The organism is Bacillus sp. SRI_025 (genome assembly GCF_057592095.1).
Genome location: NZ_JBYEGB010000001.1, coordinates 142,232 through 168,552, shown reverse-complemented (window position 1 = coordinate 168,552; position 26,321 = coordinate 142,232). Strand labels below are relative to the sequence as shown.

The window sequence follows — 26,321 nt, the reverse complement described above, 5'->3', positions numbered from 1 at the left end:
CAGCATCAGACTGGCAGTTTTTTTCTTATGACATTTGTGATGATCCGTACGGAGATTGATCTGTCAGTGTTTGCTGGAATTTCTGGTGTGTCTGCTGGAGCTTTTGCTGATCAGCCGCTTCAACAGAATACCAGCCATATCGGAACATGACATCATATAAATGTCTTTGTGTTTTCTGTGTTTCCAGCGCAATTCGCTGAATATCCTGGTAAAGAGATTCATGACTGAATTCATTGAGCGCTGTGTTGTATCCACTTGTCATGTATTTTTCAGTCGACAAGAGATCTGTAACGAAATCACGATCGTTCATGTTTGTAGTTGTGGGAACCGGGGTTTGTGGATTCCCGATTTTTTGTTGGTTTTGCTGTTCCATGTTTTTTCCTCCTATTGCATAAAGCCAGTAGACTGGCCTTGCCCTGAGCTGCCTAAATGCTGAAGAATTTGTGTGTAATGCTGATGATGCATTTGGCCAACTTGATTTAATTCTTGTTTCAATGTTTGATCCTGGCAATGCTCGGCCATAAAATGAGCCTTTTTCATGGCGATCAAGTTCCAGTTGAGCATATCCTCTAAGTACAAGGAATCCTTCACTGAAATGACTTCTGGGGGCATATTCATTGGCTGATTGTTCAACATGTGTTCCTCCTTACGATTTTGTTTCCTTACTGATTCTTTTTATATTGCTGATTTTGACTGGTTTTTTTCCCGCCTAGGTCTGCTTCCTGTGATGGACCTGCGTTTCCTTTTACACTTGCAGCACTTACGCCTGCTTTCGATGGGTTTTTCTTCAAACGAGACATGTGGACATCACCTCCATTCTTACAATTCCCTTTGATCTTTAATTCATACACCGCAAAATAAGGCACATGAGAATGTGTAAATTTTTGAAATCCGCTATTGAACTGTTTCGGAAAATCTTTTAAGATAAAGAAAGAGGCATTGCTTTTTTTTGGACAAAAAATGAATGACTGTTCATTCAAAATGTTTAGGGGGATATTTATGGGCAAACATATTCGCAAGGCGGCTGTCATTGGTTCAGGTGTCATGGGCTCAGGCATTGCTGCGCATCTAGCCAATATCGGGATACCAGTAACACTGCTAGATATTGTGCCAAATGAACTGACAAAAGAAGAAACGGCGAAAAAGCGAACGCTTGATCACCCTAGTGTTCGGAATCGATTAAGTCAAGAAGCGATGAAAAAATTGTTAAAGCAAAAGCCAGCACCTCTTACTTCAGCAAAAAACCTATCATACATCACACCGGGAAATTTCACAGACCACCTTTCCTTATTACACGATGCTGACTGGATCATTGAAGTCGTCACTGAAAAGCTCAGCATCAAACAACACGTATTCTCTCTCATCGACGAACACCGCAAAGAAGGAAGCATCGTTTCGAGCAATACATCTGGTATTTCGGTTGAAAAAATGGCAGAAGGGCGATCAGATGATTTTAAACGCCACTTTTTAGGCACACATTTTTTTAACCCAGCTCGTTATTTAAAACTCTTAGAAATCATTCCTATTCAGGAAACAGATCCAGAAGTACTGTCATTTATGAAAACGTTTGGCGAGGATGTACTCGGCAAAGGTGTGGTTGAAGCAAAAGACACACCGAACTTTATTGCAAACCGCATTGGCACGTATGGGCTTCTTGTCACAGTGCGTGAAATGCTTGAGAACAAATACACCATTGGAGAAGTGGATTCAGTCACAGGACCCCTCATTGGAAGACCGAAAAGTGCGACCTTCCGTACACTCGATGTAGTGGGGCTTGACACATTTTCTCATGTGGCACGAAACGTCTATGAACAGGTAGAAGGAAAGGAAAAAGAGATTTTCCAGCTGCCTGAGTTTATTGAAAGAATGCTTGAAAAAGGATGGATTGGCAGCAAGGCAGGACAAGGATTTTATCAAAAAAATGGCAAGGTCATTTTAGAGCTTGACCCAGTGACGCTCACATATGGAGAGCGCACAAAGCTCAAAGATCCAGGCATTGAGATGGCGAAACAGCAAAAGGGAACAAAAGCAAAGTTGAAAGCGCTTATTTATCAAGATGGCCGTGCAGGGCAATTGCTTTGGAATATGACAGCGCCCGTACTTCTTTATTCAGCGCATCTAAAAGGCGAAATTGCGGATGATATTCAGTCCATCGATAACGCAATGAAATGGGGATTCGGCTGGCAGCACGGCCCATTTGAGCTGTGGGATGCAATAGGCGTCAAAAAAGCCGCCGAGCGCATGGAAGCAGAAGGCCACAGCATCCCAGCATGGGTGCAAGACATGCTGTCAAAAGGACACGACACATTCTATCAAGAGAATGCTGATGGAGAGCGTGCGTTTTATCAGGATGGGGCTTACGTACAGGAAAAAGGGAACGACAAACATATTTCTTTAGCTAGATTGAAAAAGAAACAGGACGTCATCTTCAAAAATTCTGGTGCGAGCCTGATTGATATTGGTGATGATGTCGCCTTGCTCGAATTTCACTCTAAAAGCAATGCCATTGGACTAGATGTCATTGATATGATCAATCGCGCTGTTGATGAGACGGAAAAGAATTACAAAGGGCTTGTCATCGGAAACCAAGGGAAGAACTTCTGTGTTGGCGCCAACCTTGCCCTGATTTTAATGGAAGCACAGGACGACAATTTCTTTGAAATTGACTTTGTGATCAGGCGCTTCCAGCAGGCGATGATGAAGGTGAAATATAGCGACCGCCCAGTTGTAGCCGCACCGTTTGGGATGACATTAGGAGGCGGTACGGAGGTTTGTCTGCCGGCAGCGGCTATACAGGCGTCCAGCGAAACTTACATGGGACTTGTGGAAGCGGGAGTTGGACTGATTCCAGGGGGCGGTGGAAATAAAGAATTATATCTTCGTCACCTGCAAGGATCAGCGAAGCCGTCGCAGACGGCTATACAGGATGCCACGCTAAAAACATTTGAAACAATTGCAATGGCAAAAGTGTCAACTTCAGCTGAGGAAGCGCGGGATATGAACATGCTCCGCGTGAGCGACCGGATTAGTATGAACGGGGATCACCTGATCTATGATGCAAAACAACTGGTGCTCTCTCTTGATGAAGCCGGTTATCGTGCGCCGCTCAAGCAAAAGGTGCCGGTCATGGGAGAAACAGGCTATGCAGCGATGATTTTGGCTGCTGAAAATATGAGACTGTCAGGATACATTTCAGAGCATGACATGACTATCGTAAAAAAATTAGCTCATGTCATTTCCGGCGGGAAACTGCCATTTGGAACAGAGGTAGAAGAGCAATACTTATTAGAGCTTGAAAGAGAAGCCTTTTTAAGTCTTGTAGGAGAAGTGAAATCACAGGCACGTATGCAGCACATGCTCGTCAAAGGAAAACCTTTACGTAACTAAGGGGGAGTCAAAATGAGAGAAGCAGTCATTGTCGCTGGCGCAAGAACACCAGTAGGGAAGGCGAAAAAGGGATCGTTAAAACATGTCCGGCCTGATGATATGGGCGCATTATGTGTAAAAGAAACGTTAAAGCGTGCCGGTGAATACGACGGTCAAATAGATGATTTGATCATCGGCTGTGCAACGCCAGAAGCAGAGCAGGGGTTAAATGTAGCCCGAAATATTGGAGCACTAGCGGGACTGCCTTATACGGTACCTGCCATCACCATAAACCGCTACTGCTCGTCAGGTCTTCAGTCTATCGCTTATGCGGGTGAACGAATTATGCTCGGTCAGGCAGACACGATTTTAGCCGGAGGAGTCGAATCGATGTCGCAGGTGCCGATGATGGGGCATTCCATTCGTCCGAATGCTCTCTTGGCAGAGCAAGCACCTGAATACTACATGAGCATGGGGCACACGGCAGAGCAAGTGGCGCAAAAGTATCAGGTCACACGTCAAGATCAGGATGCCTTTGCGGTGAGGAGTCATCAAAAGGCAGCAAAGGCACTTCAAGAAGGGAAGTTTTCTGATGAAATTGTGCCCGTTGATGTAACAGACCGGCGGATAGGAGAACAATATCAATTAGAAGAGCATCAATTCACGTTCTCACAGGATGAAGGTGTGAGAGCAGGTACAACGGAAGAGATTCTTTCCACTTTGCGTCCAGCCTTTTCGACAAAAGGTACGGTGACTGCAGGGAACTCGTCTCAAACAAGTGACGGGGCTGCGTGTGTGATGATGATGGACCGCGAGAAAGCATCCTCACTTTCTCTTCAGCCGCTCGCTAAATTCAGAGCATTTGCTGTTGGCGGTGTACCGCCTGAGGTGATGGGAATCGGTCCGGTTGAAGCCATACCGCGTGCGCTGAAAATCGCTGGACTTGAGCTGAAGGATATTGGTCTGTTTGAATTAAACGAAGCGTTTGCCTCTCAGGCAATTCAAGTCATTCGCCATTTAGGAATTGATGAAGAAAAAGTGAATGTCAACGGCGGGGCAATTGCGCTTGGACATCCGCTCGGCTGTACAGGAACGAAACTAACGCTGTCACTTATTCATGAAATGAAACGGCGAAACGAGCAATTTGGCATTGTCACAATGTGTATCGGCGGGGGCATGGGAGCAGCAGGCATTTTTGAATTGATCTAAAGGGGGAAATCAGGATGAAAGCATTGGAAGATGTAAAAAAGGGTGGAAGCTTTTTAATTGATGAGACGAATTATGAGCATATCTTTACACCGGAGGATTTCTCTGATGAACATCAAATGATTGGAAAGACAACAGAGGATTATATTTTACAAGATGTGGTTCCGCATATAGATCAAATTGAAAACCATGAGTTCGAGCATTCGGTCAGGCTTCTCAAAAAGGCTGGTGAGCTTGGCCTTCTAGGAGCCGATGTACCTGAAGAATTCGGCGGGCTTGGATTGGATAAAATCAGTTCAGCAATCATTACTGAAAAATTCGCTAGAGCAGGCAGTTTCTCACTTTCCTATGGCGCTCATGTCGGTATTGGTTCTCTGCCGATCGTGCTCTTCGGAAATCAAGCGCAAAAGGAAACGTACCTGCCAGGACTCGCCTCTGGTGAAACCATTGCGGCGTACGCACTCACTGAGCCAGGATCAGGCTCTGACGCTCTTGGAGCAAAAACAACTGCGGTTCTGAATGAAGCAGGTACCCATTATGTCCTCAATGGAGAAAAGCAGTGGATCACAAACTCCGCATTTGCCGATGTCTTTGTTGTGTATGCGAAGATTGATGGTGAACACTTCTCTGCTTTTATTGTCGAAAAGGATTTTCCAGGTGTCAAAACGGGACCTGAAGAGAAAAAGATGGGCATTAAAGGGTCATCGACAAGAACATTAATTCTTGAAGATGCCCAAGTACCGAAGGAGAATTTGCTTGGTGAAGCCGGCAGAGGACATGTGATTGCCTTTAACATTTTAAATATCGGACGCTATAAGCTTGCAGTCGGCACAATCGGTGCATCAAAGCGCGTCATTCAATTGTCGGCCGAATATGCGAACCAGCGTAAGCAGTTCAAAACACCAATTTCTCAATTCAGCTTAATTGGTGAAAAAGCAGCCAATATGTCAGCAAAGCTCTATGCGATGGAAAGTGCTGTTTACCGTACGGTTGGATTATTTGAACAGCGGATGGGTCTATTAAGTGACGAAGAGCAAAAAGACGGCAAACAAATTGCTCAATCCATTGCGGAATATGCGATTGAATGTTCTCTCTGTAAAGTCCTTGGCTCTGAAACGTTAGATTATATTGTGGATGAAGGCGTGCAGATTCACGGCGGATATGGATTCATGCAAGAATACGAGGTCGAAAGAGCCTATCGCGATTCACGAATTAACCGGATCTTTGAAGGGACAAACGAAATCAACCGTTTGCTTGTACCAGGTACATTCTTGAAGAAAGCGATGAAAGGAGAGCTTCCGCTGCTTCAAAAAGCGCAGACCTTACAGGAAGAGCTGATGATGATGATGCCGGAAGAGCCAGGCGATCAGCCGCTCGATCAAGAAAAATATTTGCTCACCCATGCGAAAAAGGTCGCCTTAATGGTAGCTGGTATGGCAGCCATGAAATACGGGAAATCCTTAGACAAAGAGCAAGAAATTCTAGTGAACATAGCCGATATCGTCAATGAAATTTTTGCTGCTGAATCAGCAATTTTGCGTACGGAAAAGGCAATCGCTGCATCAGGCGCAGAAAAGAATGCTCAAAAGCTGGCTTACACACAAATTTTCACGCAGGAGGCTTTCTTAAAGATTGAAGCCCATGCAAAAGAATCCTTGATTGCGATGGAGGAAGGAGATTCACTCCGCATGAGCCTGTCAGCCCTTCGCAAGCTGACAAGATTTACTCCAATCAATGTCATCGCCAAAAAGCGTGAAGTGGCAAAACGAATCTTTGAAGCAGAGAAATATATCGTATAAGGATGGCTTAAAAGGTGCGGATATCACTCCGCACCTTTTTGTAAGCATACATTTAGGTTTTTAAAATATTTTGTGATAAAATGTTGTCACAATTTGCAGGAGGTGAAAATGGTGGCTTTAGATTTTTACGAATACCCATCTTGCGGTACATGCCGAAAAGCAAAAAAGTGGCTGGAAGCACACAATAAAGACATCAACAGCATACATATCGTCGAAGAGACGCCTGATAAAGAAACATTAAAAGCCCTTTACGAAAAAAGCGGTTTAGAGCTGAAGAAATTCTTTAATACAAGCGGACAAAAATACCGGGAGCTGCAGCTGAAAGATCAACTTCCTGCAATGTCAGAGGACGAGCAGCTAGAATTACTCGCGTCTAACGGAATGCTGATCAAGCGCCCGATTACAACAGACGGTAAACGAGTAACAGTTGGATTTAACGAAGATACATTTAAAAGCGTCTGGAAATGATGTAACTTTCATTCAGATTGTGGTATCTTCAATATAGATTGTAAGAAAAGACTGGAGGGGTATTGAATGAGCACACCAAAAGATTTACGTTATTCAGAAGAACATGAATGGGTCAAAGTAGAAGGAGATAAGGTGCGTATCGGTATTACGCATTTTGCTCAATCTGAGCTGGGCGATATCGTGTTCGTTGAGCTTCCTGAAGTAGGAGACAAAATCACAGCGGACGAGCCTTTCGGAAGTGTAGAATCAGTGAAAACAGTTTCTGAACTTTATGCACCGATCAATGGCACAATCGTCGAAGTGAACGATGAGCTGGATGACAGCCCAGAATTCGTCAACGACTCTCCATATGAAAAAGCATGGATGATCGTTGTAGAACCAGCTGATGCATCTGAAATCGAGAACTTAATGACTGCTGAGCAATATGAAGAAATGACAAAAGAAGACTAATTCATGTGAAATTGGACACTCTACCTTTATGGGGGGTGTCCAATTTGTCTTTTCAAAAAGAACAGGTGGATATAACAGAGCATGTCACTGGACGATTCAAAGAAAGCGGCATGGTGCTTTATCATCAAAATGAAGAGATTGGCACAATGATTAGTGAAAACCAATATGAGCTGAAATCGGGATATTCCTATGATCAAAATCGTTTTTATCGTCTAACGGATACGTTGACCGATGGGACAGAAAAATATGTAGACTGTGACGATGAAAATGGGTGGTGCTAATCACAGAGGAGACTGCAGTGAACAAAAACTGCAGTCTTTTTGATGACGAGGCGCCCAATCTTTACAACCTGGATGAAAGATTGTAATCTAAGGAAGAAGTGAATCAACGTCAAAAGGGCCGGGTGATCGTGATGAATGTCGAGATAGAAAAGGTCATCATTGTAGAAGGTAAAACAGATAAACAAAAGCTGAAAGAAGTCATAAGTGAACCTGTTACCATCATTTGCACCAATGGCACGATCAGTACATCGAAGCTGGACCAGCTTGTGGACGATTTAGTGGGGAAAGACGTTTACATACTAGCAGACAGTGACGATGCAGGCGACAAACTGCGGAAGCAATTTCGAAAAGAATTCCCTGAAGCACTTCATCTTTTTGTCGACAGAACGTACCGCGAAGTGGCCGCTTCACCGTCAGCCCACATTGCATCTATCCTATTAGCTGCAAACATTGATGTTCATTCGAAATATTTATGAGGGTGGACGTATATGAAAGAGATTGAAGAACACGAATTCAAAGAGATAGAGGACGATTTATTTCTTTTATACTTATATACACCGTTTTGTGGAACATGCCAGCTGGCAAAGAAAATGCTGGCAGTCGTAGACGCCATGCAGCCGGATGTACCATTTTACGAAAACAATTTAAACTACTCACCAGGCTTTGCAAAAGCATTTGAGATCGAGAGTGTTCCTTGCTTTCTACTTTTTAAAAAAGGAGAATTGGTGCAAAAAGGCTATGCCTTTCACTCAGTTCCATATCTTCATGAAATGATTGAAACCGCTAAATAAAGCGGTTTTTTGTCATATTTCAAGAAATTCATTTGAAAATTTGTCGAGTTATTTATAAAGGACAAGAAGATGTTTGTAGAGAAATGTTATGTATAACCAAATGACAGGGAGGTTATACATGTGGAAAATGTGAAAGCCCATGGTAACACAGGGCAGCGTTTATTATTAAAACCGCTGCTCTCATCATCATCCTTGAAGATTACATTTGAGGCGGAAACTGACTCTTGTACATTGATTGTGGATGAACGTGGTGAAGTGAAGAAACTACCTGCAATTGAGTTATCGGATCTCATCTTTTATGGTGAGAGGAAAGAGATTCTACAATTATTAGATGGAGATATGTCCTTACAGCAGTTAATCAGCAGAGGACAAGTCAAAGTCAAAGGGTCATTCCGTGCGCTCCTTAGACTAGAGGCAGTGCTTTGGCTGACGAACGGTTTTTTTCGAAAAATGATAACGTAGTTGTTTACTTGGAAATTAGCGATTTACAGCGTTGACATATCTCAGATAGCATGATATTCTACGTTAGTAAAAACATGAACATCACATAAAACAACATATTTTCTCTTATTAAGAGAGGTGGAGGGACGTGCCCTATGAAACCCGGCAACCGTCAGCATAGCTGAAATTGGTGCCAATTCACTCAAAGCCGCAGCGCTTTGAAAGATGAGAGAAAGGCGTAATTGACATAAAAGGCCTTTCTGCTTGCGTTGCAGTTAGGTCTTTTTTACTGACCTGACGTCAGGCTAGAGTCATGACAGAAAGAAGAATAAATAACGTATGTGATGGAAACCTATAGATTCAGCAAGAAAGCAGGTGATCAGACTGTGATTCATTTACAGAATGTATCAAAAACGTATCATTCAAAAAGCGGAAATGTTGATGCCGTGAAAGACGTCAACTTGGATATTGATAAAGGTGAAATATTCGGAATTATCGGGTATAGCGGTGCAGGAAAAAGCTCGCTTATTCGCCTATTAAACGGTCTGGAGCTGCCAACAGAAGGAATTGTTGAAGTGGCAGGCAACCGGATCAATGAAGTATCGAATGCGAAACTTCGGAAAGCAAGACAAGAAATCAGCATGATCTTCCAGCACTTTAATTTACTTTGGTCAAGAACGGTGAGACAAAACATTATGTTCCCGCTTGAGATCGCAGGTGTACCGACATCGAAACGGAGAGAACGTGCGAATGAACTGATTAAATTGGTCGGTTTAGAAGGAAAAGAAAATGCATACCCGTCTCAGCTGAGCGGCGGGCAAAAACAGCGTGTCGGCATTGCGAGAGCATTAGCGAATGATCCAAAGGTTCTTCTATGTGACGAAGCGACATCTGCGCTAGATCCGCAAACGACCGATTCAATCCTTGAGCTTTTGGCCGATATCAATAAACGGTTAGGGCTCACGATTGTGCTCATTACACATGAAATGCACGTCATTCGCAAAATTTGTCATCGCGTCGCAGTCATGGAAAATGGACGTATTGTCGAAGAAGGCGAAGTATTGCGCGTCTTCAGACAGCCGAAGGAAGAAATGACGAAGCGATTTGTGAAACAGCTTGCGGAACCAGAGGAAGCGAAAGAAACAATCGAGCACGTCCTAGAGCGAGTAAAAGAAGGTCAGGTCGTACGGTTGTCCTTTATCGGTGATTCTGCCGAGCAGCCACTGATCACAGAAATCATTCGATCGTTTCATGTCGATGTGAACATCCTTCAAGGGAAGATTTCTCAAACGCAGGAAGGCGCGTTTGGAACACTCTTTATCCACATTAATGGAGAAGAGACCGAGGTAGAAAAAGCCATCGCCTATATCCAAAGCAAACAGGTTGAAATCGAGGTGATGACATATGTTTGAGAAATGGTTTCCGAACGTTGATTTAGACGTCATCTGGAGTGCAACAGGAGAAACAGTTTATATGACACTGATTTCATTGGCATTTGCCTTTGTCATCGGGATTATCCTAGGGCTCCTGCTCTTCCTTACAGGAAAAGGCGGTCTTTGGGAAAATAAACCGATTAACACCGTCATTGGGGCAGTCGTCAATATTTTCAGATCGATTCCTTTTATCATTCTAATCATTCTATTATTAGGATTTACAAAACTCATTATGGGCACGATTCTTGGTCCAAATGCAGCACTCCCTGCCCTTGTCATAGGGTCAGCTCCATTCTATGCACGTCTTGTCGAAATTGCACTGCGTGAGGTAGACAAAGGAGTCATTGAAGCAGCACGATCAATGGGAGCAAAAACATCGACAATCATTTTCAAAGTATTGCTGCCAGAATCATTGCCAGCCCTTATTTCAGGTATTACCGTAACAGCGATTGCTCTAATTGGCTCTACTGCGATTGCAGGTGCAATTGGAGCAGGCGGACTTGGTGACCTCGCCTATGTGGAAGGGTACCAATCTGGTAATACAGATGTCACACTTGTAGCCACTGTGTTTATTCTCATCATCGTCTTTATTATTCAAATAATCGGTGATTTGATTACAAATAAAATTGATAAACGTTAAGGGAGGATTTATTCATGAAGAAATTGATTTTAAGTGCACTATTTCTAGCATTTGCAGGTATTTTAGCTGCGTGCGGTTCATCTAATAACGCAAGTGAAAGCAAAACCATTACGGTTGCCGCATCAAAAACGCCGCATGCCGAAATTCTTGAAGAAGCAAAACCACTTCTAAAAGAAAAAGGCTACGATTTAAAAGTGAAAGTACTTAGCGATTATAAAATGTACAACAAAGCGTTAGCTGAAAAAGAAGTGGATGCGAACTTTTTCCAACATATCCCTTACTTAAACGAAGAAAATAAATCAAACAAAGATTATAACCTAGTGAGTGCTGGTGCGGTTCACCTTGAGCCTTTCGGTATCTACTCTAAGAAATACAAATCAGTAAAAGATATTCCAAACGGCGGAACAATCATCATGACAAACAACGTAGCTGAACAAGGCCGTATGCTTGCCCTTCTGCAAAATGCTGGTGTCATCAAACTTGATCCAAAGGTTGATACAATCAACGCAACAGTAAAGAACATTAAAGAAAACCCAAAGAACCTAAAATTCAAAAAAATCGCGCCTGAATTAACTGCGAAAGCTTATGAAAACAGTGAAGGCGATGCTGTATTTATCAACGTCAACTATGCGATCCAAAATAAATTGAATCCGAAAAAAGATTCAATCGAACTTGAGCAAACAAAGAACAACCCATATGCAAACATCGTTGCGGTTCGCAAAGGTGACGAAAAATCAGATAAGATCAAGGCATTAATGGAAGTTCTTCACTCTGATAAAATCAAAGAATTCATCGACAAAAAATATGACGGTGCAGTATTGCCTGTATCTGAATAACAACATTTCAACCTCGCTTCTTTCAAAGCGAGGTTTCAGCATGTAGACAAACCCTCGCATTCTTTGTCAGTTCTGCGCTCCGGTGCTCACGAATGTCAAATTCGCTCTGCTCCGGTACTCGCCCTTCCTAGAATGCAAAGGTTTTCTATCACGCTGAAAGGAAGACAAAGGGCTAAAATAAAGATCATTTTAGCCCTTTGTCAACAATCTGCAACCTCGCTTCTTTCAAAGCGAGGTTTTTTGTGTATTTTTTCAAATCTCGCTCATAATAAAAACGTACAAATGACCTGAAGGGATGGAATCAAAATGAATGAACAGCATATGAGCGGATCCATGCAGCAATCACTGACTGATTATAAAACCGCAATGGGTGAATTCCAGAAGAAAATGCCGGTGTTTGGAAAGAAATTTAATGAATTTACGGAGCAGTGCTTTCAAAGCGATTCATTAACGCAAAAGGAAAAACAAATGATTGCCCTCGGCATCAGTATTCACGCGCAGGATGAATACTGCATGATTTATCATACAAAGGGAGCGCTCGATCAAGGGGCGACAGAAGAGAATTTGCTGGAGGTTGTCAGCGTGGCGGCAGCTTTTGGCGGCGGAGCAGCACTAAGCCAAGGAATCACTGTCGTTCAGCAATGTATTGATGAATTTGGAGGACAGACGCATTAAAAGAAGGAAAACAAGGTATTTTTCCATATCACGGAGTTGAGTACTTCTCAACCGAATGTGTGAGAAAATATGACGTCATAGAGCGTCATATCCCTTTTGAGTGAAGCCGCATACGTTTGCTACAATAAAGCTATACTCAAGGAAGGGAATGGTTTATTATTTGTTCGGACCATAGTACACTGGGATTGGATTATACCGCCGAGATGGAAAAGGCCATGCATCAAGCTCATGGCATGAGCTATGCAGAGTACGAAAGAGACCATGACTTAAGGATGAAAGTGGAATATAAACGAGAGCAGTCCTATCGAGATGAGAAAAGACAGCTCGCAAAAATGAATATAAGAGGCTAATAATAGCTGAGGGGCGGGGAGAACAGTTTCCCGCCCTTTCTTTATGAAAACAGTCTTTTCGACATAAATCCTTTTATCTACCTGCTTTTTTTGTTAGAATTTTGAGAGCATCCTCTCACGCTTATCGTGAATGTGTTGTATTCAGTTTTAATTTGTTATAAAATTAGAATGAGAATAAATTGAGAATAATGATTATTTTGGAGGTATCGATATATGACTGCTTCGACATTAACAATTAAGGACTTGCACGTTGAGATTGAAGGGAAAGAAATCTTAAAGGGTGTAAACCTCGAGATAAAAGGTGGAGAATTCCACGCAGTAATGGGACCAAACGGAACAGGTAAATCTACTTTATCTGCTGCAATTATGGGTCACCCTAAATATGAAGTAACAAAAGGCAGCATCTTGCTTGATGGCGAAGATGTCCTTGAAATGGAAGTAGATGAGCGCGCTCAAGCTGGTCTTTTCCTTGCGATGCAATACCCATCTGAAATCAGCGGTGTTACAAATGCTGACTTCCTTCGTTCTGCTATTAACGCACGCAGAGAAGAAGGCGATGAAATCTCTCTTATGAAATTCATCCGCAAAATGGACGAAAACATGGAGTTCCTTGAAATGGATCCAGATATGGCACAGCGCTACTTAAACGAAGGTTTCTCAGGCGGGGAGAAAAAACGCAACGAAATTCTTCAATTAATGATGATTGAACCAAAGATCGCCATCCTTGACGAAATCGATTCTGGTCTTGATATCGATGCCCTGAAAGTTGTTTCTAAAGGAATTAACAAAATGCGCGGCGAAAGCTTCGGCTGCTTAATGATCACTCACTATCAGCGTCTACTGAACTACATCACACCAGATCACGTTCATGTTATGATGCAAGGTCGTATCGTGAAATCTGGTGGACCAGAACTCGCACAGCGTCTAGAAGCAGAAGGCTATGATTGGATTAAAAAAGAGTTAGGAATTGAAGACGAAACTGTTGGTCAAGAAGCGTAAGCGTTAGGAGGATTATTGATGACATTAGAAACGAAATTATCAGTAGATCAAGATTATGTCAAAAGCTTCTCCGAGAAGCATCAGGAACCGGCATGGATGAGCTCCCTTCGCTTACAGGCTCTTGAAAAAGCAGAAGACCTCCCAATGCCAAAGCCTGACAAAACGAATATTTCAAAATGGAATTTAACGAATTTCAAACAGCATACAGTCGAAAGTGCACCATTTGGATCATTAGAAGAGCTTCCAGAAGAAGTGAAATCTCTTATTGATTTAGAGGACACAGATAAGACAGTTTACATTCAGCGTGATCAAACGCCGGCCTATTTGTCTCTTTCAGCTGAAGCGAAAGACAAAGGTGTGATCTTCACGGATCTTCATACAGCAATTCGTGAGCATGGAGATTTAGTGAAACAATACTTCATGACAGATGCAGTGAAAGTGGATGAGCATAAACTAACAGCTTTACACGCTGCTTTAGTCAATGGCGGAGCTTTCCTCTATGTTCCGAAAAACGTTGAGCTTGAAGCACCAATTCAAGCTGTTTATCTTCATGAAAATGACGAAACGACATTGTTCAACCATGTCATCGTCGTAGCAGACGATCATAGTGCTGTGACATATGTAGAAAACTACATCAGTACAGCAAAACCGGAAGAAGCGATCTTCAATATCGTTTCTGAAGTGTTCACAGGTGCAAACGCCCGCGTCACATACGGTGCTGTAGATAACCTTGCAGAAGGTGTCACAGTCTATGTGAACAGACGCGGCATGGCTAATGGCCGTGACAGTAAAATCGAATGGGCGCTTGGTCTGATGAATGATGGAGACGTCGTATCTGAAAACATCACAAAACTGATGGGCGACGGTACATTTGGTGATACGAAATCAGTTGTTGTCGGTCGAGGAAACCAAACTGAAAACTTTACAACAAGCATCATCCACTTCGGTAAAAACTCTGAAGGGTATATCTTGAAGCATGGTGTGATGAAGGATCAAGCATCCTCTATCTTTAACGGAATTGGCAAAATCGAGCATGGCGCAACAAAGTCAAATGCAGAGCAGGAATCACGTGTCCTCATGCTAAGTGAGAAAGCACGCGGTGACGCAAACCCAATTCTTTTAATTGATGAAGATGATGTGACAGCAGGGCACGCTGCTTCTGTTGGACGTGTCGATCCAATTCAATTGTACTACCTCATGAGCCGCGGAATTTCCAAAGAAGATGCAGAAAGACTTGTGATTTACGGCTTCTTAAATCCAGTTGTGAAAGAACTGCCGATTGAAGGAGTTAAAAAGCAGCTGATTTCTGTAATTGAAAGGAAAGTAAAATAATGAATATCAAAGACGTTCGTGAGCAATTTCCAATCCTTCATCAGCAAGTGAACGGACATGATTTGGTGTATTTGGACAGTGCAGCGACTTCTCAAAAACCAAGAGTGGTCATTGATGCAATGAATGAGTATTACCGGTCTTACAACTCGAACGTCCACCGGGGTGTTCATACCCTTGGCACAAGAGCAACGGACGCATACGAGGGTGCGAGAGAGAAAGTTCGTGCATTCATCCGTGCTTCATCTGTCCAGGAGATTATTTTTACTAGAGGTACAACGACTGCACTAAACACAGTGGCGATCAGCTATGCTAGAGACAATCTCAAAGAAGGCGATGAGATTGTCATTACGCATATGGAGCATCATGCGAATATCATCCCTTGGCAGCAAGCAGCGAAAGCAACTGGCGCCACATTGAAATACATTCCGTTACAGGAAGACGGCACGCTATCGCTTGAAGATGTGAAGCAAACGATCACACATCAAACGAAAATCGTCGCTGTCACACATGTCTCAAACGTATTAGGAACCATCAACCCAATTAAAGAGATCGCCAAAATTGCCCACGAACATGGGGCAATCATTGTCGTCGACGGTGCACAAAGCACCCCGCACATGCAAATTGATGTTCAGGATCTAGATTGTGACTTTTTCGCATTCTCTGGGCATAAAATGTGTGGACCGACTGGCATCGGTGTGCTTTACGGGAAGAAGGATCTTTTGAATAATATGGAGCCTGCTGAGTTTGGCGGTGAAATGATCGACTTTGTGGATCTGTATGATTCCACATGGAAAGAGCTGCCGTGGAAATTTGAAGCGGGAACACCGATTATTGCTGGCGCAGTTGGACTAGGAAAAGCAATTGACTTCTTAAATGACATCGGTATGGAGGAAGTCAGCCGTTACGAGCATCAGCTTGCCACTTATGCGCTTGAGCGCTTTAAGGAGCTTGATGGTGCGACTGTTTATGGACCGCAGCACCGAGCTGGGCTTGTGACGTTTAACTTAGACGACGTCCATCCGCATGATGCGTCAACTGTTCTAGATACGGAAGGTGTCGCCATTCGTGCTGGACACCACTGTGCACAGCCGCTCATGAAATGGCTTGGTGTATCAGCGACTGCAAGAGCAAGCTTCTATCTGTATAATACAGAAGAAGAGATTGACAAACTGATTGCAGCGCTCCGTAAGACAAAGGAGTATTTTACGAATGTCTTTTAATGTAAACTTAGACACACTGTACAGACAAGTGATTATGGATCATTATAAAAATCCGAGAAACAAAGGTGTGTTAAACGACAGCATTGTTGTCGATATGAACAACCCAACGTGTGGTGACCGTATTCGTCTCACGATGAAAATCGAAGACGAAAAAGTCACTGATGCGAAATTTGAAGGAGAAGGATGCTCGATTTCGATGGCATCTGCCTCAATGATGACGCAGGCGATTAAAGGGAAAGATATTGAAACAGCTTTGAAAATGTCTCAGATTTTCTCCGATATGATGCAAGGAAAAGAATACGACGATTCCATTGATCTTGGTGACATTGAAGCGCTGCAGGGAGTGGCAAAATTCCCAGCCCGCATCAAATGTGCAACATTATCCTGGAAGGCGCTTGAAAAAGGCGCATCTGCCGAAGATAACGGCAAATCATAAGATTGGAGTGAAAATGGATGGCTAAAAAAATGCCAGATGTTGGTGAATATAAATACGGCTTTTCTGATAAAGACGTTTCCATTTTCCGTTCAGAGCGCGGACTGACAAAAGAGATCGTTGAAGAAATTTCTCGTATGAAAGAAGAGCCTCAGTGGATGCTCGACTTCCGTTTGAAATCTCTTGAGCACTTTTACAACATGCCGATGCCACAATGGGGCGGAGATTTAAATGCATTAAACTTTGATGAAATTACGTACTACGTAAAGCCATCAGAGCGCTCTGAGCGTTCTTGGGATGAAGTACCAGAAGAAATCAAACAAACCTTTGATAAGCTTGGTATCCCAGAAGCAGAGCAAAAATATTTAGCAGGTGTATCTGCTCAGTATGAATCTGAAGTTGTGTATCACAACATGAAGCAAGACCTTGAAGATCTAGGCATTGTGTTTAAAGATACAGACAGCGCATTAAAAGAGAACGAAGACATCTTCCGTGAGCACTGGGCAAAAGTCATTCCTCCGACTGACAACAAATTTGCTGCGCTTAACTCGGCTGTATGGTCTGGTGGTTCATTTATCTACGTACCAAAAGGCGTAAAAGTAGATACTCCACTTCAAGCATACTTCCGTATCAACTCTGAAAACATGGGTCAGTTTGAGCGTACACTGATCATCGTTGACGAAGGCGCACATGTGCATTACGTAGAAGGCTGTACAGCTCCAGTTTACACAACAAACTCACTTCACAGTGCGGTTGTTGAAATCATCGTCAAAAAAGGCGGCTACTGCCGTTATACAACGATTCAAAACTGGGCAAACAACGTCTTCAACCTTGTCACAAAACGTACGATTTGTGAAGAGAATGCAACAATGGAATGGATTGATGGAAACATCGGTTCTAAGCTGACAATGAAATACCCAGCAGTCATCCTAAAAGGTGAAGGCGCTCGTGGTATGACATTAAGTATTGCCCTTGCAGGTAAAGGTCAGCACCAAGATGCAGGTGCAAAAATGATTCACCTTGCACCAAACACATCTTCAACGATCGTATCGAAATCAATTTCGAAACAAGGCGGTAAAGTAACGTACCGCGGGATTGTTCACTTCGGACGCAAAGCAGAAGGTGCACGCTCAAACATCGAGTGTGACACACTCATCATGGATAACAAATCAACATCTGATACAATTCCTTACAATGAAATCTTAAACGACAACATTTCATTAGAGCACGAAGCGAAGGTATCGAAAGTATCAGAAGAACAGCTATTCTACTTGATGAGCCGCGGAATTTCTGAAGAAGAAGCAACAGAAATGATCGTCATGGGCTTCATCGAGCCATTCACAAAAGAACTGCCAATGGAATACGCCGTTGAAATGAACCGTTTGATTAAATTTGAGATGGAAGGTTCTATTGGTTAACAAAAAACATTGATGCACAACGCTTTTTGAAGGCATTTAATTTCGAGTGATACCACTTGTTAATTAAGCCTTCATGGCGTTGTGTTTTTTTATGTAAATGTGGAGAAGTATCCAGTGTTCATCATCAACAAATGGCTCTTACTCACATTCCTGAAGAAACGACAGATGTATTTAGTTCGTGAAGTCAGATCCATCCCTCCAATATCATCATCATTAAAGCCATCATATTTTTCTGTGGAATCAAACTTATTTCTAAATGAACATAAATACTTGCAACATTTAAATTAGTACTGTATAGTTCTAATTATGACAAAGGTAAAATTAATGAATCAAAAACGTGTGCTTGAAGTAGCTGCAACATTATTTTTGGAAAAAGGGTTTGCTTATACAAGTATGGATGAATTAGTTCGTGTAAGCAAAGTGTCAAAGTCTAATGTGTATTATCACTTTTCTAATAAGGAGGAATTATTAGCAGGGGTCGTTGATTATTGGATTGACATGTATCAAGCTGCAATAGACGACGTAATTTCTCAGACCCAATTTTCAGTTGAAGATCGTATCCAAATGTTTTTAAAGCAATTATCAAAAGGAGTTCAGTCGAGAGAGTATAAGGGCGGCTGTCCATTTATTACTCTTTATATTCAAAGTCCTGCACAGGCCACGCAAATAAAAGAAAAAATAGGTCTTTTTTTTACAGGATTACAAAAGAAAGTTTCTCTATTGCTGAAACAAGGGGTAGAGAGCGGGGAATTCCGAAATACGATTCAGATTGATGAGGTGGCATCACTTTTTATTACAAATCTTGAAGGAGCGTTATTTATTTCAGAAACATTGAAGGATGCTACTGTCATCTCGAAAACAGCAGATCATTTATTTAACTTGCTTCGATAAAGAAGCATTTTTTTTACATCAAATTAGTACTAAGTAGTACTAAAAGGGAGACTTTATATGAAAACAGTATTTTTAACAGGTGGAACAGGCTTTATTGGAAAGCAATTAGTCGAAGAATTAGCCAAAGAGGATGTGAACATTCTTCTTTTAGTGAGGTCGAAAAGTAAAGCAACACGTATTTTTCAAGAAAGAGGCATTTTAAAACAGGAAGTGATGCACTTTATTGAAGGTGATTTAACGAAAATAGATTTAGGTCTAAGTGCTAAAGATATGAAGATGGTGTTGAAAACAGATGTGCTGATTCACGCAGGAGGCCCCATGGATATTCAAGCGACAAGTAAAGAGGCAGCTTCTGTCTTTTTAAATGGCGCCAAATATATTGGTGAATTAGCTAAAAATATTCATCAATTGAAGGGCTTGCAGCAATTTATTCATGTTGTCGGTTATATGAGTCCCTTTGATGATGAAAATAGCAAAATTGCCATTGATGTGTTTAAAGAAGGAAACAATTATTTGAAAATCAAAAATCCATATGAGAGAACAAAATTTTTAGCAGACCTTTATATCCGTCAACAGGCGTCAGCACTAGGTTATCCGCTGTCTGTCATTAATCCGCCAACTGTCGTCGGCAGTAGTAAAACAGGGAGTACAGAGCAGATAGCAGGATTAGGTTTGCTTGTGACAAGTATACGAAGAGGGCTCATGCCAGTGATTCCTGGAGGTAAGGGATATAGGCTGCCACTGATTTCAAACGATGAGTTTGCAAAATTTATTGTGCAGGTTCTCAGGATCGAACAGCCCGCTATTCAAACATATACACTTGTTGACGACAAAGAGCATGATCAGAACATTGCTGAATTATTAAGTGTGATGTCGGAAAGTATGAATATGAGAGCACCAAAAATCTCTGTCCCAATGCCGTTTATGAAAGCAATGATGAAAAGTGGAGTAAGTAAAATAACAAACATTCCTTCTGATGGACTCAATTTTATGACTAAACGAACATTTTCAAATGCTTCAGTGAAAAATATAATGGGAGGAGATTGGTTTAAGAAGACGAGCGTCATGAAATTTTTACCTGCCGTAGTAGCTGATCTGGATTATCGAATGATGGATCAACATGGTGAGCATCATCATTTATTTGAGCGAACATTATGCGATAACAATACGGTTTACCAATTACACGGAGAGGGGAAACCTTTTATTTTATTACATGGTTTATTGAGTGATGGAGAGGATTTATTTCCTTTAGCACAAGAGCTTCATAAAAAAACGGGTCAGCCTGTATGGATCTTGGATCTTCCAGGTTTGGGGCGTTCGCCATTTAAACGAGAGAAACATCTTCTAGATATCTATTTGAATGTAGTGAAAAAGTTATTGGAGAAAGCGGCTAATGGTGCACATCTAATTGGCCATTCATTCGGTGCGTTTATTCTACTGGAAGCATTGGGACAAGGGTACATAGATAAGAAGTATTCAATCACTTTACTTCAGCCGCCAGTTGCTAAAAAAAATGCTAAATCGCTAAATGTTCCTCAATGGATGAACAAATGGTCTTTAAAATTAGCAACTCCTAAAATGATAGAGCGTTATTTATTAAGTAATGGTTTGTTTGAAAGGGCGGAGAGCATCCCTGAACATTATATTGAAAAAATCAGAAACAGCTTTACGTCTCCTAGAATTTTAAATACGACGGTTCAGCTTAACCAGTTACTTTTGAAAAACGATCACGGTGATTTCAATGAAGAAACAAAGCATAATCTTCACATGATTTGGGGGGAGTATGACAAAGGCTATTCTGCTCCATCGCATCTTGGTAAGGTTGATTTTGTTCCATATGGTCATCATTTTCCTCTTAGCCATCCGAGTGAAACAGCAGCATTGGTTATAAAAAATAGTATACTAGCAGATGAGAGTGTGGGATAAATAAAGTATGTCGTAATTGAAATGAAGTCGCAGTGCTTGAGTGCTTGGGGTCTCGCCGATACACATCAACTGAAAGATTTTATAGCACCCTAAAACGAAAAAGGTGATTTTTATCAAAAAAAGCACGATTTTTCGTTTTGGGTCTTTTTGATTAAATAGAAGTTAACTAGGTGCATAAAACTGATCTAAGGTTTTCGTCATATCATCAGATGCCGATTGTAAGATCGCATCTTGCTCTAAAATCGCTGTTCCTTGTGCTCGGACAATATGAAATTGTTGAAAGCCCATCAAGTTTTGGAATATTTCTTTTAGGTAATGATGTGAAAATTCCAGAGGTGTATATCGATCGTTATTTGTGAAAATTGAGCCGCTTGCTTGAAGTAAAAGTACACGATAATCGTCAGTCATCAGACCAACAGAACCACTTTCTGTATATTTGAACGTTTCTCTCGCAATAAAGATATTATCTATATAATCTTTCATTCGTGAAGTCACATTGAAATTATGAACAGGTGACACGATCACAATTCGATGATGTGCTTTGAATTGAGCCAATAAAGCAGATGAAGCAGCGGCGATTTTTTCTTCCGTAGCCGTTAATGTTTGTTCGGATGCTTGCTTATCCCAAATACCTAGCAGCTGTTCTTTTTCGATACGAGGAATTTCAGTTCCATATAAATGCAAAATGGTTGGTTCTTCATGAGGAAACCTTTCTTTAAACTGTTCTAAAAATAGTGTTTGGAGTTTGTTTGAATAACTTTCTCGATGAGTGAAATCTGGGTGCGCGTTAATGATTAATGTTTGCATGTACATGCTCCTTTTCTTTTGATAAGCTGAGTATAAATGATAAAGGTGACAAAAGAAGGCACCTTTTTAAGAGGGAAAACAAATGAAAAAATCAGAACGATTAAACCAAGAACTTATTTTTTTAAGCGATAAACACTCTTTTCAGTTAAAGGATTTACAATCCGAATTTGGCATTTCTAAAAGGACGGCTTTAAGAGATATAGAAGAACTAGAGTCCATGGGCTTAGCTTTTTACGTTGAACCTGGCAGACACGGAGGATATCGACTGGTGAATCAATCTCCATTGGTTCCTATTTATTTCAATATAGAAGAAGTCCAAGCTATTTTTTTCGCTCTTAAAGCGCTAAACCTGGTGTCAGCAACACCATTTAAAAAATCCTACTCACAAATTCGGCAAAAGTTGTTTGCCACAATGTCTGATGAGAGAAAGCAAATGATTACGGAGACTTTGGATGTGATTCATTACTATAATGTCGCATCAGTTAGTGAACAAAATCATTTGGAATTGATTTTACAGGCAATGATGAAAGATCAAATCGTGAAGATGACGTACACTCAATATGAAAATAAATGGATCAGGCTGCAATTTCTTGAGTTGTTTTATCGAAATGGCATTTGGTTTTCTCAAGCATATGATGTTCAAAATAAAAAGTGGGGCATCTATAGATGTGACTTTATGAAGGACATGGTGATTGAAGAAGACGGCAAAGACATCTTTACGAAGGAAGAATTAAAAGAACTGCAGCTCGAATACGAAAAAACTTATCATGATATCTCATTTAAATGTCGATTAACGGAACAAGGAAAAGAAAAGTTTTTAAAGCATCATTACCCAAATATGAAATTGGAGATCGTTGATCATATTCCTTATATTGTGGGTGGGTACAATCAAGAAGAATTATCATATATGACACACTATTTGATGTCATTCGGGAAACATGTGAAAATTGAATACCCAGATGAATTGAAAGAAAGTTATTTGAATCAATTACGAGAAGTGATTGACAAGTATTGAAAGTGAACAGATTGTCTCTGAATTACAAAAGACTTCACCTATTAAAAAAGGCGAATTATAGCAATTCGCCTCTTTTTTTACTTCGCCACATGCATTGTGCTTGTTTTCGATTTATCATCAACCTTCCCATATGTCAGTTGACGCCAAATAAACTCCATCGGACCATATTTAAACCGCTTTAACCATAGTGTACTGAAGAGCACTAGGAAGACATAAACCCCCAGCCCAATCATGAACGTGCCAGCTGGCTGAAGATGATTGGCAAGTCCGGCTCCGTATTTCAGAAATAGCATTGTGCCAATGATGGAGTGAAGCAAATAACAGGTCAGTGACATGCGTCCGACTTTGGTAAAGACCATCAAAGCACCACGCAGCTGAGGAACGTGAATAAACAGCATCGCAAGTGTACTCATATAGAACATACTGCCTGTTAATCCGCCGTTTTGTTCAAGGACAGAGGCTATGTCCACCAATAGTGTATTTTCAAAAGGATTGACCGCTACTATGATCGTGCTGCTCTGTGTAATTAGAAACGCGATTGTGAAAATGATCCAAATGCGACTCCAAATCGCTTTTTTCGCCCCCATGTTTTTGAATAACTCCATTTTCACAAAATACACACCAAGTAAAAACATGAGGAACATAGAATAGATCATAGAAAATGAACCAGAAGCCATTGTGGCCAAATCTGTCCACCGGTCACCAATAGATGCTAGATAAGTCAGGCTGTTGTGGCTGGCTAGCTCGAAGTCAGCAAAATCCGGCTTGCCTGATGATACTGTGTTAACGGTATTGAACAGCATCGTGAAAAAAGGAGTGAGCAATTGAATCACAAAGAGCGTGATGAGCCAGTACAGGATGGTTTTAGCTTTACGTTTATAAAAGAAAAGTAACAAAAAGCCAGCGGCAGCATAATGGGTCAAAATATCACCAATCCAAACAAAGGTGACATGCAGGAGACCAATTCCTAAGAGAATGGCTAACCTGCGTGCAAACAGCTTGTTTGGGCTGTCAACCTTCTGAGCAGCTCGGTCCATAAAAATCATAAAACCAACCCCGAATAGAAAGGAAAACAGTGTAATGAATTTCCCCGAGGCAAACCAATTCACCACATTGTGAAAGACATCATTTGACTGCATGTCAAATCCCTTGGCCGAATCCACGATCAAAAAGTAATTGACTAGAATAATCCCCATTAAGGCGAATCCTCGTACGATGTCCAAGAAATGAACCCTTTCTCGCAGACTCATCGGTTGTCCGTGTGCTACTTTGTTTGCATTCATATCCATGCTCCTTTTCTTGTTATGATAAATGTCATTCGGATCAATTCATTGATCCTTACAATGAATCAATATACGGCTCAATTCTTAACAATTTATGAAGATCCAATTTTTTGAAAATAAATGTGACAAATTGATGGCGTATGCTCAACTTCATAAACTGTTAAGGTTTATGCTGTATCTTTTCACATAGCTAGATGATATATAGTAAAGACATAAAAGAAAGAACATCACATTACATGAGGTGAGAGACATGACCCATCGAATATTAGTCGTAGAAGATGATCAGGATATTGGTGAACTTCTGCAGGAATCCCTTACACGTGCAGGATATGAGGTGTTAAGAGCGATGAATGGCGAGCAAGCATTGAAGGTTGTGGATGATTCGCTCGATTTGGTGATTTTAGATGTGATGATGCCAGGGCTCTCAGGCATCGAAACGTGCCAGCACATAAGAGCTTCATCTAACGTTCCGATTCTATTTCTGACAGCCAAGTCGAGCACATTCGATAAAACTGAAGGATTACTTGCCGGTGGGGATGATTATATGACAAAGCCCTTCTCAGAAGAGGAGCTTCATGCTAGAGTCATTGCACAATTACGCAGGTATACCGTCTATCAGGAAAAGAAGGAGCAGGTAGAGACCTTTCTTGTTGGGGGCAAACTGAGGGTAAGTGAAGAATTTAATGAAGTATGGAAAGAAAACCAGCAAATTAAGCTGTCTGATCTAGAATATCGGATGTTAAAGCTGCTCATGAGCAGGCGAAACAAAATATTTTCTGCTCAAAATATTTATGAAAGCGTATGGGGACAGCCCTATTTCTATTGTTCCAACAATACGGTGATGGTGCATATTCGAAAGCTTCGTGCCAAAATTGAAGATGATCCTGCGCGCCCTGTATATATCAAAACCGAATGGGGAAGAGGATATCGATTTGGCACATCGTAAATATACACTGGCCAAAAAGCTGGCGCTGTTGATTTTGGCGGCTGCAATCGTAAGTGGTATTGTCTTTTTGACACTGCAAAAGATCACCAATGATTTGATCGATGGATATTTGAGTTCAGACGAGTATTACGAGCAGGAGTCAGCCAAGTATATACAAAAATTCAGCCGCTACGTGTCTGAGAATGAGCTGTCTTCAACGGATCGAAAAGCGTTTGGCGAGTGGGTGAAAAAAGAGAATTACATTAATTTGACCATTTTCAAGGATCAAGTGCTGCAATATGACTCTATTTATTCCGCTGCCGATGAATCGGCGTACGGAAAAGAAAAGATGACCCAGTACGCTGAACACCATTCGTATCCGATTCAGTTTAGCGACGGTAAAGGCCGCGTCATGGTGGACGGTTTCTATTCATCTCGCTACCATGATCTTGCCTTTACACTCGAGCTGCTCGGGGCGACGCTTATATTTCTCCTCATAGTTCTTCTTGGCATTCGCAAAAGTCTGCGCTACCTGCAAACGATTCATCAAGAGATTCATATTCTTGAAGGCGGAGAGCTGGACTATGAGATGACGGTAAAAGGGCATGATGAATTAGCGATGATTGCCAAAAGTATTGAGGATCTGCGAAAAGCCTTTTTAGACAAGCTTCAAGCCATTGATGAACTGCAAGAAGAGAGCCGCAGCTTGGTCACCGAAATGTCCCATGATATGAGAACACCGCTGACGTCGTTGATGATGAATCTGGAGTTTGCGAAAAAAGAAGAGACTGGAGCGGATACCCGTAAAGATCAATATATAGCGAGTGCCTACGGGAAAGCACTGCAATTAAAAAATCTGTCTGACAATCTGTTTGCCTATTTTCTGCTGGATAAAGAACATGAATCTGAGCTTGAGACCGTTGCAGTCAAAGAGGTGATTTACGATCTCCTGTCAGATCAGGTGGCCATTCTGCATCAAGAGAACTTTAAGGTTCATCTTTTAGGAGAACTGCCTGACAGCTATATCAATGTGAATGTCGAGCTGCTTGGCCGAGTATTTGATAATGTGATGTCCAATTTACGGAAATACGCAGATCCCAAAAAGAATATCAATCTCACGTTTTTATCCGATCAAGAAATCTTTGAGATCCATATCAGCAATGCGATAAACGAGACAAATGACTCGCAGGAAAGTACTGGACTTGGTGAACGAAGCATCAAACGAATGATGTCCCGCATGCACGGGCAGTTTGAAAGGATGGAAAAGAACGGCGTTTACTACATCGTGCTGCGATTTTGGAACATCAAAATGTAGAAAACAAATGAATATACTGGA

The 26,321-nt window shown here is 41.6% G+C and carries 29 protein-coding genes and 1 riboswitch; of the genes, 24 read left to right on the top strand and 5 right to left on the bottom strand.

Annotation, left to right across the window (positions count from 1 at the left end; translation table 11 throughout):
• Nucleotides 1–25 precede the first annotated feature (25 nt).
• The 3 genes from AC20OE_RS00930 to AC20OE_RS00920 are packed head-to-tail and all read right to left on the bottom strand — an operon-like array spanning nt 26 to nt 800.
• Nucleotides 26–373 (bottom strand): spore coat protein, encoded by a 348-nt coding sequence (locus tag AC20OE_RS00930; RefSeq protein ID WP_039181293.1) that lies wholly within the window; start codon nt 371–373, stop codon nt 26–28.
• A gap of 11 nt (nt 374–384) precedes the next feature.
• Nucleotides 385–636, bottom strand: coding sequence for a hypothetical protein (locus tag AC20OE_RS00925; RefSeq protein ID WP_047202428.1), 252 nt, complete (start codon nt 634–636; stop codon nt 385–387).
• A 26-nt stretch (nt 637–662) separates the two neighbouring features.
• On the bottom strand, nt 663–800 hold the full coding sequence (locus AC20OE_RS00920; protein WP_003212904.1) for a YuzL family protein: 138 nt from the start codon (nt 798–800) through the stop codon (nt 663–665).
• A 199-nt stretch (nt 801–999) separates the two neighbouring features.
• On the opposite strand from AC20OE_RS00920, the gene AC20OE_RS00915 reads away from it, so the two are divergent.
• From AC20OE_RS00915 to AC20OE_RS00815, 21 genes are all read left to right on the top strand, one after another.
• Nucleotides 1,000–3,387, top strand: a complete 2,388-nt coding sequence (locus AC20OE_RS00915; RefSeq protein ID WP_099663713.1) for a 3-hydroxyacyl-CoA dehydrogenase/enoyl-CoA hydratase family protein — start codon at nt 1,000–1,002, stop codon at nt 3,385–3,387.
• A 12-nt stretch (nt 3,388–3,399) separates the two neighbouring features.
• Nucleotides 3,400–4,575 (top strand): acetyl-CoA C-acetyltransferase, encoded by a 1,176-nt coding sequence (locus AC20OE_RS00910; protein WP_058838130.1) that lies wholly within the window; start codon nt 3,400–3,402, stop codon nt 4,573–4,575.
• 14 nt (nt 4,576–4,589) lie between these two features.
• Entirely contained in the window at nt 4,590–6,371 is a 1,782-nt protein-coding gene (locus tag AC20OE_RS00905; RefSeq protein ID WP_487268050.1) for an acyl-CoA dehydrogenase family protein, read from the top strand.
• A gap of 111 nt (nt 6,372–6,482) precedes the next feature.
• Nucleotides 6,483–6,839: an arsenate reductase family protein gene (locus tag AC20OE_RS00900; RefSeq protein ID WP_024423406.1), complete on the top strand. Its 357-nt coding sequence runs from the start codon at nt 6,483–6,485 to the stop codon at nt 6,837–6,839.
• Between the two features lie 66 nt (nt 6,840–6,905).
• Nucleotides 6,906–7,289, top strand: coding sequence for a glycine cleavage system protein GcvH (gene gcvH, locus AC20OE_RS00895; RefSeq protein ID WP_008347039.1), 384 nt, complete (start codon nt 6,906–6,908; stop codon nt 7,287–7,289).
• Nucleotides 7,290–7,333: 44 nt separating this feature from the next.
• The gene (locus AC20OE_RS00890) at nt 7,334–7,570 is read left to right on the top strand and encodes a YusG family protein (RefSeq protein WP_039181284.1); all 237 of its coding nucleotides are present in this window, start codon (nt 7,334–7,336) and stop codon (nt 7,568–7,570) included.
• 131 nt (nt 7,571–7,701) lie between these two features.
• Nucleotides 7,702–8,046: a toprim domain-containing protein gene (locus tag AC20OE_RS00885; protein WP_024423404.1), complete on the top strand. Its 345-nt coding sequence runs from the start codon at nt 7,702–7,704 to the stop codon at nt 8,044–8,046.
• Nucleotides 8,047–8,058: 12 nt separating this feature from the next.
• On the top strand, nt 8,059–8,361 hold the full coding sequence (locus tag AC20OE_RS00880; RefSeq protein WP_024426005.1) for a thioredoxin family protein: 303 nt from the start codon (nt 8,059–8,061) through the stop codon (nt 8,359–8,361).
• A 120-nt stretch (nt 8,362–8,481) separates the two neighbouring features.
• Entirely contained in the window at nt 8,482–8,823 is a 342-nt protein-coding gene (locus tag AC20OE_RS00875) for an SCP2 sterol-binding domain-containing protein (RefSeq protein WP_024423403.1), read from the top strand.
• A gap of 102 nt (nt 8,824–8,925) precedes the next feature.
• Nucleotides 8,926–9,034, top strand: a riboswitch (SAM riboswitch).
• 154 nt (nt 9,035–9,188) lie between these two features.
• Nucleotides 9,189–10,214: a methionine ABC transporter ATP-binding protein gene (locus AC20OE_RS00870; protein ID WP_099663718.1), complete on the top strand. Its 1,026-nt coding sequence runs from the start codon at nt 9,189–9,191 to the stop codon at nt 10,212–10,214.
• The gene (locus tag AC20OE_RS00865) at nt 10,207–10,875 is read left to right on the top strand and encodes a methionine ABC transporter permease (protein WP_059374992.1); all 669 of its coding nucleotides are present in this window, start codon (nt 10,207–10,209) and stop codon (nt 10,873–10,875) included. The genes AC20OE_RS00870 and AC20OE_RS00865 overlap by 8 nt, the downstream gene beginning before the upstream one ends.
• A gap of 14 nt (nt 10,876–10,889) precedes the next feature.
• Nucleotides 10,890–11,711 carry a methionine ABC transporter substrate-binding lipoprotein MetQ gene (gene metQ / locus AC20OE_RS00860; RefSeq protein ID WP_024423400.1) on the top strand — a complete coding sequence of 274 codons (822 nt, stop codon included), beginning with the start codon at nt 10,890–10,892 and terminating at the stop codon, nt 11,709–11,711.
• 306 nt (nt 11,712–12,017) lie between these two features.
• Entirely contained in the window at nt 12,018–12,386 is a 369-nt protein-coding gene (locus AC20OE_RS00855; RefSeq protein WP_003212803.1) for a carboxymuconolactone decarboxylase family protein, read from the top strand.
• A gap of 215 nt (nt 12,387–12,601) precedes the next feature.
• Nucleotides 12,602–12,736, top strand: coding sequence for a YuzK family famiily protein (locus AC20OE_RS00850; protein WP_254965641.1), 135 nt, complete (start codon nt 12,602–12,604; stop codon nt 12,734–12,736).
• A gap of 213 nt (nt 12,737–12,949) precedes the next feature.
• On the top strand, nt 12,950–13,735 hold the full coding sequence (gene sufC, locus AC20OE_RS00845; protein WP_007500355.1) for a Fe-S cluster assembly ATPase SufC: 786 nt from the start codon (nt 12,950–12,952) through the stop codon (nt 13,733–13,735).
• A gap of 18 nt (nt 13,736–13,753) precedes the next feature.
• Complete coding sequence (sufD, locus tag AC20OE_RS00840; protein WP_024423399.1) at nt 13,754–15,067, top strand: Fe-S cluster assembly protein SufD; 1,314 nt, start codon at nt 13,754–13,756, stop codon at nt 15,065–15,067.
• Nucleotides 15,067–16,287: a cysteine desulfurase gene (locus AC20OE_RS00835; RefSeq protein ID WP_487268041.1), complete on the top strand. Its 1,221-nt coding sequence runs from the start codon at nt 15,067–15,069 to the stop codon at nt 16,285–16,287. Before sufD ends, AC20OE_RS00835 begins: the two co-directional genes overlap by 1 nt.
• Nucleotides 16,277–16,723, top strand: coding sequence for a Fe-S cluster assembly sulfur transfer protein SufU (gene sufU, locus AC20OE_RS00830; RefSeq protein WP_487268039.1), 447 nt, complete (start codon nt 16,277–16,279; stop codon nt 16,721–16,723). The genes AC20OE_RS00835 and sufU overlap by 11 nt, the downstream gene beginning before the upstream one ends.
• A gap of 17 nt (nt 16,724–16,740) precedes the next feature.
• Entirely contained in the window at nt 16,741–18,138 is a 1,398-nt protein-coding gene (gene sufB, locus AC20OE_RS00825; protein WP_017368012.1) for a Fe-S cluster assembly protein SufB, read from the top strand.
• Between the two features lie 324 nt (nt 18,139–18,462).
• Nucleotides 18,463–19,029: a TetR/AcrR family transcriptional regulator gene (locus AC20OE_RS00820; RefSeq protein ID WP_366204015.1), complete on the top strand. Its 567-nt coding sequence runs from the start codon at nt 18,463–18,465 to the stop codon at nt 19,027–19,029.
• Nucleotides 19,030–19,086: 57 nt separating this feature from the next.
• Nucleotides 19,087–20,955, top strand: a complete 1,869-nt coding sequence (locus AC20OE_RS00815) for an alpha/beta fold hydrolase (protein WP_487268036.1) — start codon at nt 19,087–19,089, stop codon at nt 20,953–20,955.
• A gap of 162 nt (nt 20,956–21,117) precedes the next feature.
• Here the strand turns inward: AC20OE_RS00815 and AC20OE_RS00810 are convergent, their stop codons facing one another.
• Nucleotides 21,118–21,762 (bottom strand): FMN-dependent NADH-azoreductase, encoded by a 645-nt coding sequence (locus tag AC20OE_RS00810; protein ID WP_099663636.1) that lies wholly within the window; start codon nt 21,760–21,762, stop codon nt 21,118–21,120.
• 82 nt (nt 21,763–21,844) lie between these two features.
• Between AC20OE_RS00810 and AC20OE_RS00805 the strand changes: the two genes are divergently transcribed.
• Nucleotides 21,845–22,777 carry a helix-turn-helix transcriptional regulator gene (locus AC20OE_RS00805; RefSeq protein ID WP_099663635.1) on the top strand — a complete coding sequence of 311 codons (933 nt, stop codon included), beginning with the start codon at nt 21,845–21,847 and terminating at the stop codon, nt 22,775–22,777.
• A 77-nt stretch (nt 22,778–22,854) separates the two neighbouring features.
• Here AC20OE_RS00805 and AC20OE_RS00800 read toward each other — a convergent pair whose 3' ends face one another.
• Nucleotides 22,855–24,060, bottom strand: coding sequence for a DUF418 domain-containing protein (locus AC20OE_RS00800; protein WP_099663634.1), 1,206 nt, complete (start codon nt 24,058–24,060; stop codon nt 22,855–22,857).
• A 250-nt stretch (nt 24,061–24,310) separates the two neighbouring features.
• On the opposite strand from AC20OE_RS00800, the gene AC20OE_RS00795 reads away from it, so the two are divergent.
• Nucleotides 24,311–25,006 carry a response regulator transcription factor gene (locus AC20OE_RS00795; RefSeq protein ID WP_059374981.1) on the top strand — a complete coding sequence of 232 codons (696 nt, stop codon included), beginning with the start codon at nt 24,311–24,313 and terminating at the stop codon, nt 25,004–25,006.
• Nucleotides 24,993–26,300, top strand: coding sequence for a HAMP domain-containing sensor histidine kinase (locus tag AC20OE_RS00790; protein ID WP_487268032.1), 1,308 nt, complete (start codon nt 24,993–24,995; stop codon nt 26,298–26,300). The genes AC20OE_RS00795 and AC20OE_RS00790 overlap by 14 nt, the downstream gene beginning before the upstream one ends.
• Nucleotides 26,301–26,321 lie beyond the last annotated feature (21 nt).

Excerpts from the sequence above, each read along its gene's own strand:
- AC20OE_RS00795 (WP_059374981.1), top strand. The coding sequence starts at position 24,311 with ATGACCCATCGAATATTAGTCGTAGAAGATGATCAGGATATTGGTGAA.
- AC20OE_RS00850 (WP_254965641.1), top strand. The coding sequence starts at position 12,602 with ATGCATCAAGCTCATGGCATGAGCTATGCAGAGTACGAAAGAGACCAT.
- sufC (WP_007500355.1), top strand. The coding sequence starts at position 12,950 with ATGACTGCTTCGACATTAACAATTAAGGACTTGCACGTTGAGATTGAA.
- gcvH (WP_008347039.1), top strand. The coding sequence starts at position 6,906 with ATGAGCACACCAAAAGATTTACGTTATTCAGAAGAACATGAATGGGTC.
- sufU (WP_487268039.1), top strand. The coding sequence starts at position 16,277 with ATGTCTTTTAATGTAAACTTAGACACACTGTACAGACAAGTGATTATG.
- sufD (WP_024423399.1), top strand. The coding sequence starts at position 13,754 with ATGACATTAGAAACGAAATTATCAGTAGATCAAGATTATGTCAAAAGC.
- AC20OE_RS00905 (WP_487268050.1), top strand. The coding sequence starts at position 4,590 with ATGAAAGCATTGGAAGATGTAAAAAAGGGTGGAAGCTTTTTAATTGAT.
- AC20OE_RS00910 (WP_058838130.1), top strand. The coding sequence starts at position 3,400 with ATGAGAGAAGCAGTCATTGTCGCTGGCGCAAGAACACCAGTAGGGAAG.
- AC20OE_RS00810 (WP_099663636.1), bottom strand. The coding sequence starts at position 21,762 with ATGCAAACATTAATCATTAACGCGCACCCAGATTTCACTCATCGAGAA.
- AC20OE_RS00930 (WP_039181293.1), bottom strand. The coding sequence starts at position 373 with ATGGAACAGCAAAACCAACAAAAAATCGGGAATCCACAAACCCCGGTT.
- AC20OE_RS00820 (WP_366204015.1), top strand. The coding sequence starts at position 18,463 with ATGAATCAAAAACGTGTGCTTGAAGTAGCTGCAACATTATTTTTGGAA.
- AC20OE_RS00915 (WP_099663713.1), top strand. The coding sequence starts at position 1,000 with ATGGGCAAACATATTCGCAAGGCGGCTGTCATTGGTTCAGGTGTCATG.
- AC20OE_RS00885 (WP_024423404.1), top strand. The coding sequence starts at position 7,702 with ATGAATGTCGAGATAGAAAAGGTCATCATTGTAGAAGGTAAAACAGAT.
- AC20OE_RS00925 (WP_047202428.1), bottom strand. The coding sequence starts at position 636 with ATGTTGAACAATCAGCCAATGAATATGCCCCCAGAAGTCATTTCAGTG.
- AC20OE_RS00815 (WP_487268036.1), top strand. The coding sequence starts at position 19,087 with ATGAAAACAGTATTTTTAACAGGTGGAACAGGCTTTATTGGAAAGCAA.
- AC20OE_RS00805 (WP_099663635.1), top strand. The coding sequence starts at position 21,845 with ATGAAAAAATCAGAACGATTAAACCAAGAACTTATTTTTTTAAGCGAT.
- AC20OE_RS00800 (WP_099663634.1), bottom strand. The coding sequence starts at position 24,060 with ATGAATGCAAACAAAGTAGCACACGGACAACCGATGAGTCTGCGAGAA.
- metQ (WP_024423400.1), top strand. The coding sequence starts at position 10,890 with ATGAAGAAATTGATTTTAAGTGCACTATTTCTAGCATTTGCAGGTATT.
- AC20OE_RS00865 (WP_059374992.1), top strand. The coding sequence starts at position 10,207 with ATGTTTGAGAAATGGTTTCCGAACGTTGATTTAGACGTCATCTGGAGT.
- AC20OE_RS00835 (WP_487268041.1), top strand. The coding sequence starts at position 15,067 with ATGAATATCAAAGACGTTCGTGAGCAATTTCCAATCCTTCATCAGCAA.
- AC20OE_RS00920 (WP_003212904.1), bottom strand. The coding sequence starts at position 800 with ATGTCTCGTTTGAAGAAAAACCCATCGAAAGCAGGCGTAAGTGCTGCA.
- AC20OE_RS00880 (WP_024426005.1), top strand. The coding sequence starts at position 8,059 with ATGAAAGAGATTGAAGAACACGAATTCAAAGAGATAGAGGACGATTTA.
- AC20OE_RS00855 (WP_003212803.1), top strand. The coding sequence starts at position 12,018 with ATGAATGAACAGCATATGAGCGGATCCATGCAGCAATCACTGACTGAT.
- sufB (WP_017368012.1), top strand. The coding sequence starts at position 16,741 with ATGGCTAAAAAAATGCCAGATGTTGGTGAATATAAATACGGCTTTTCT.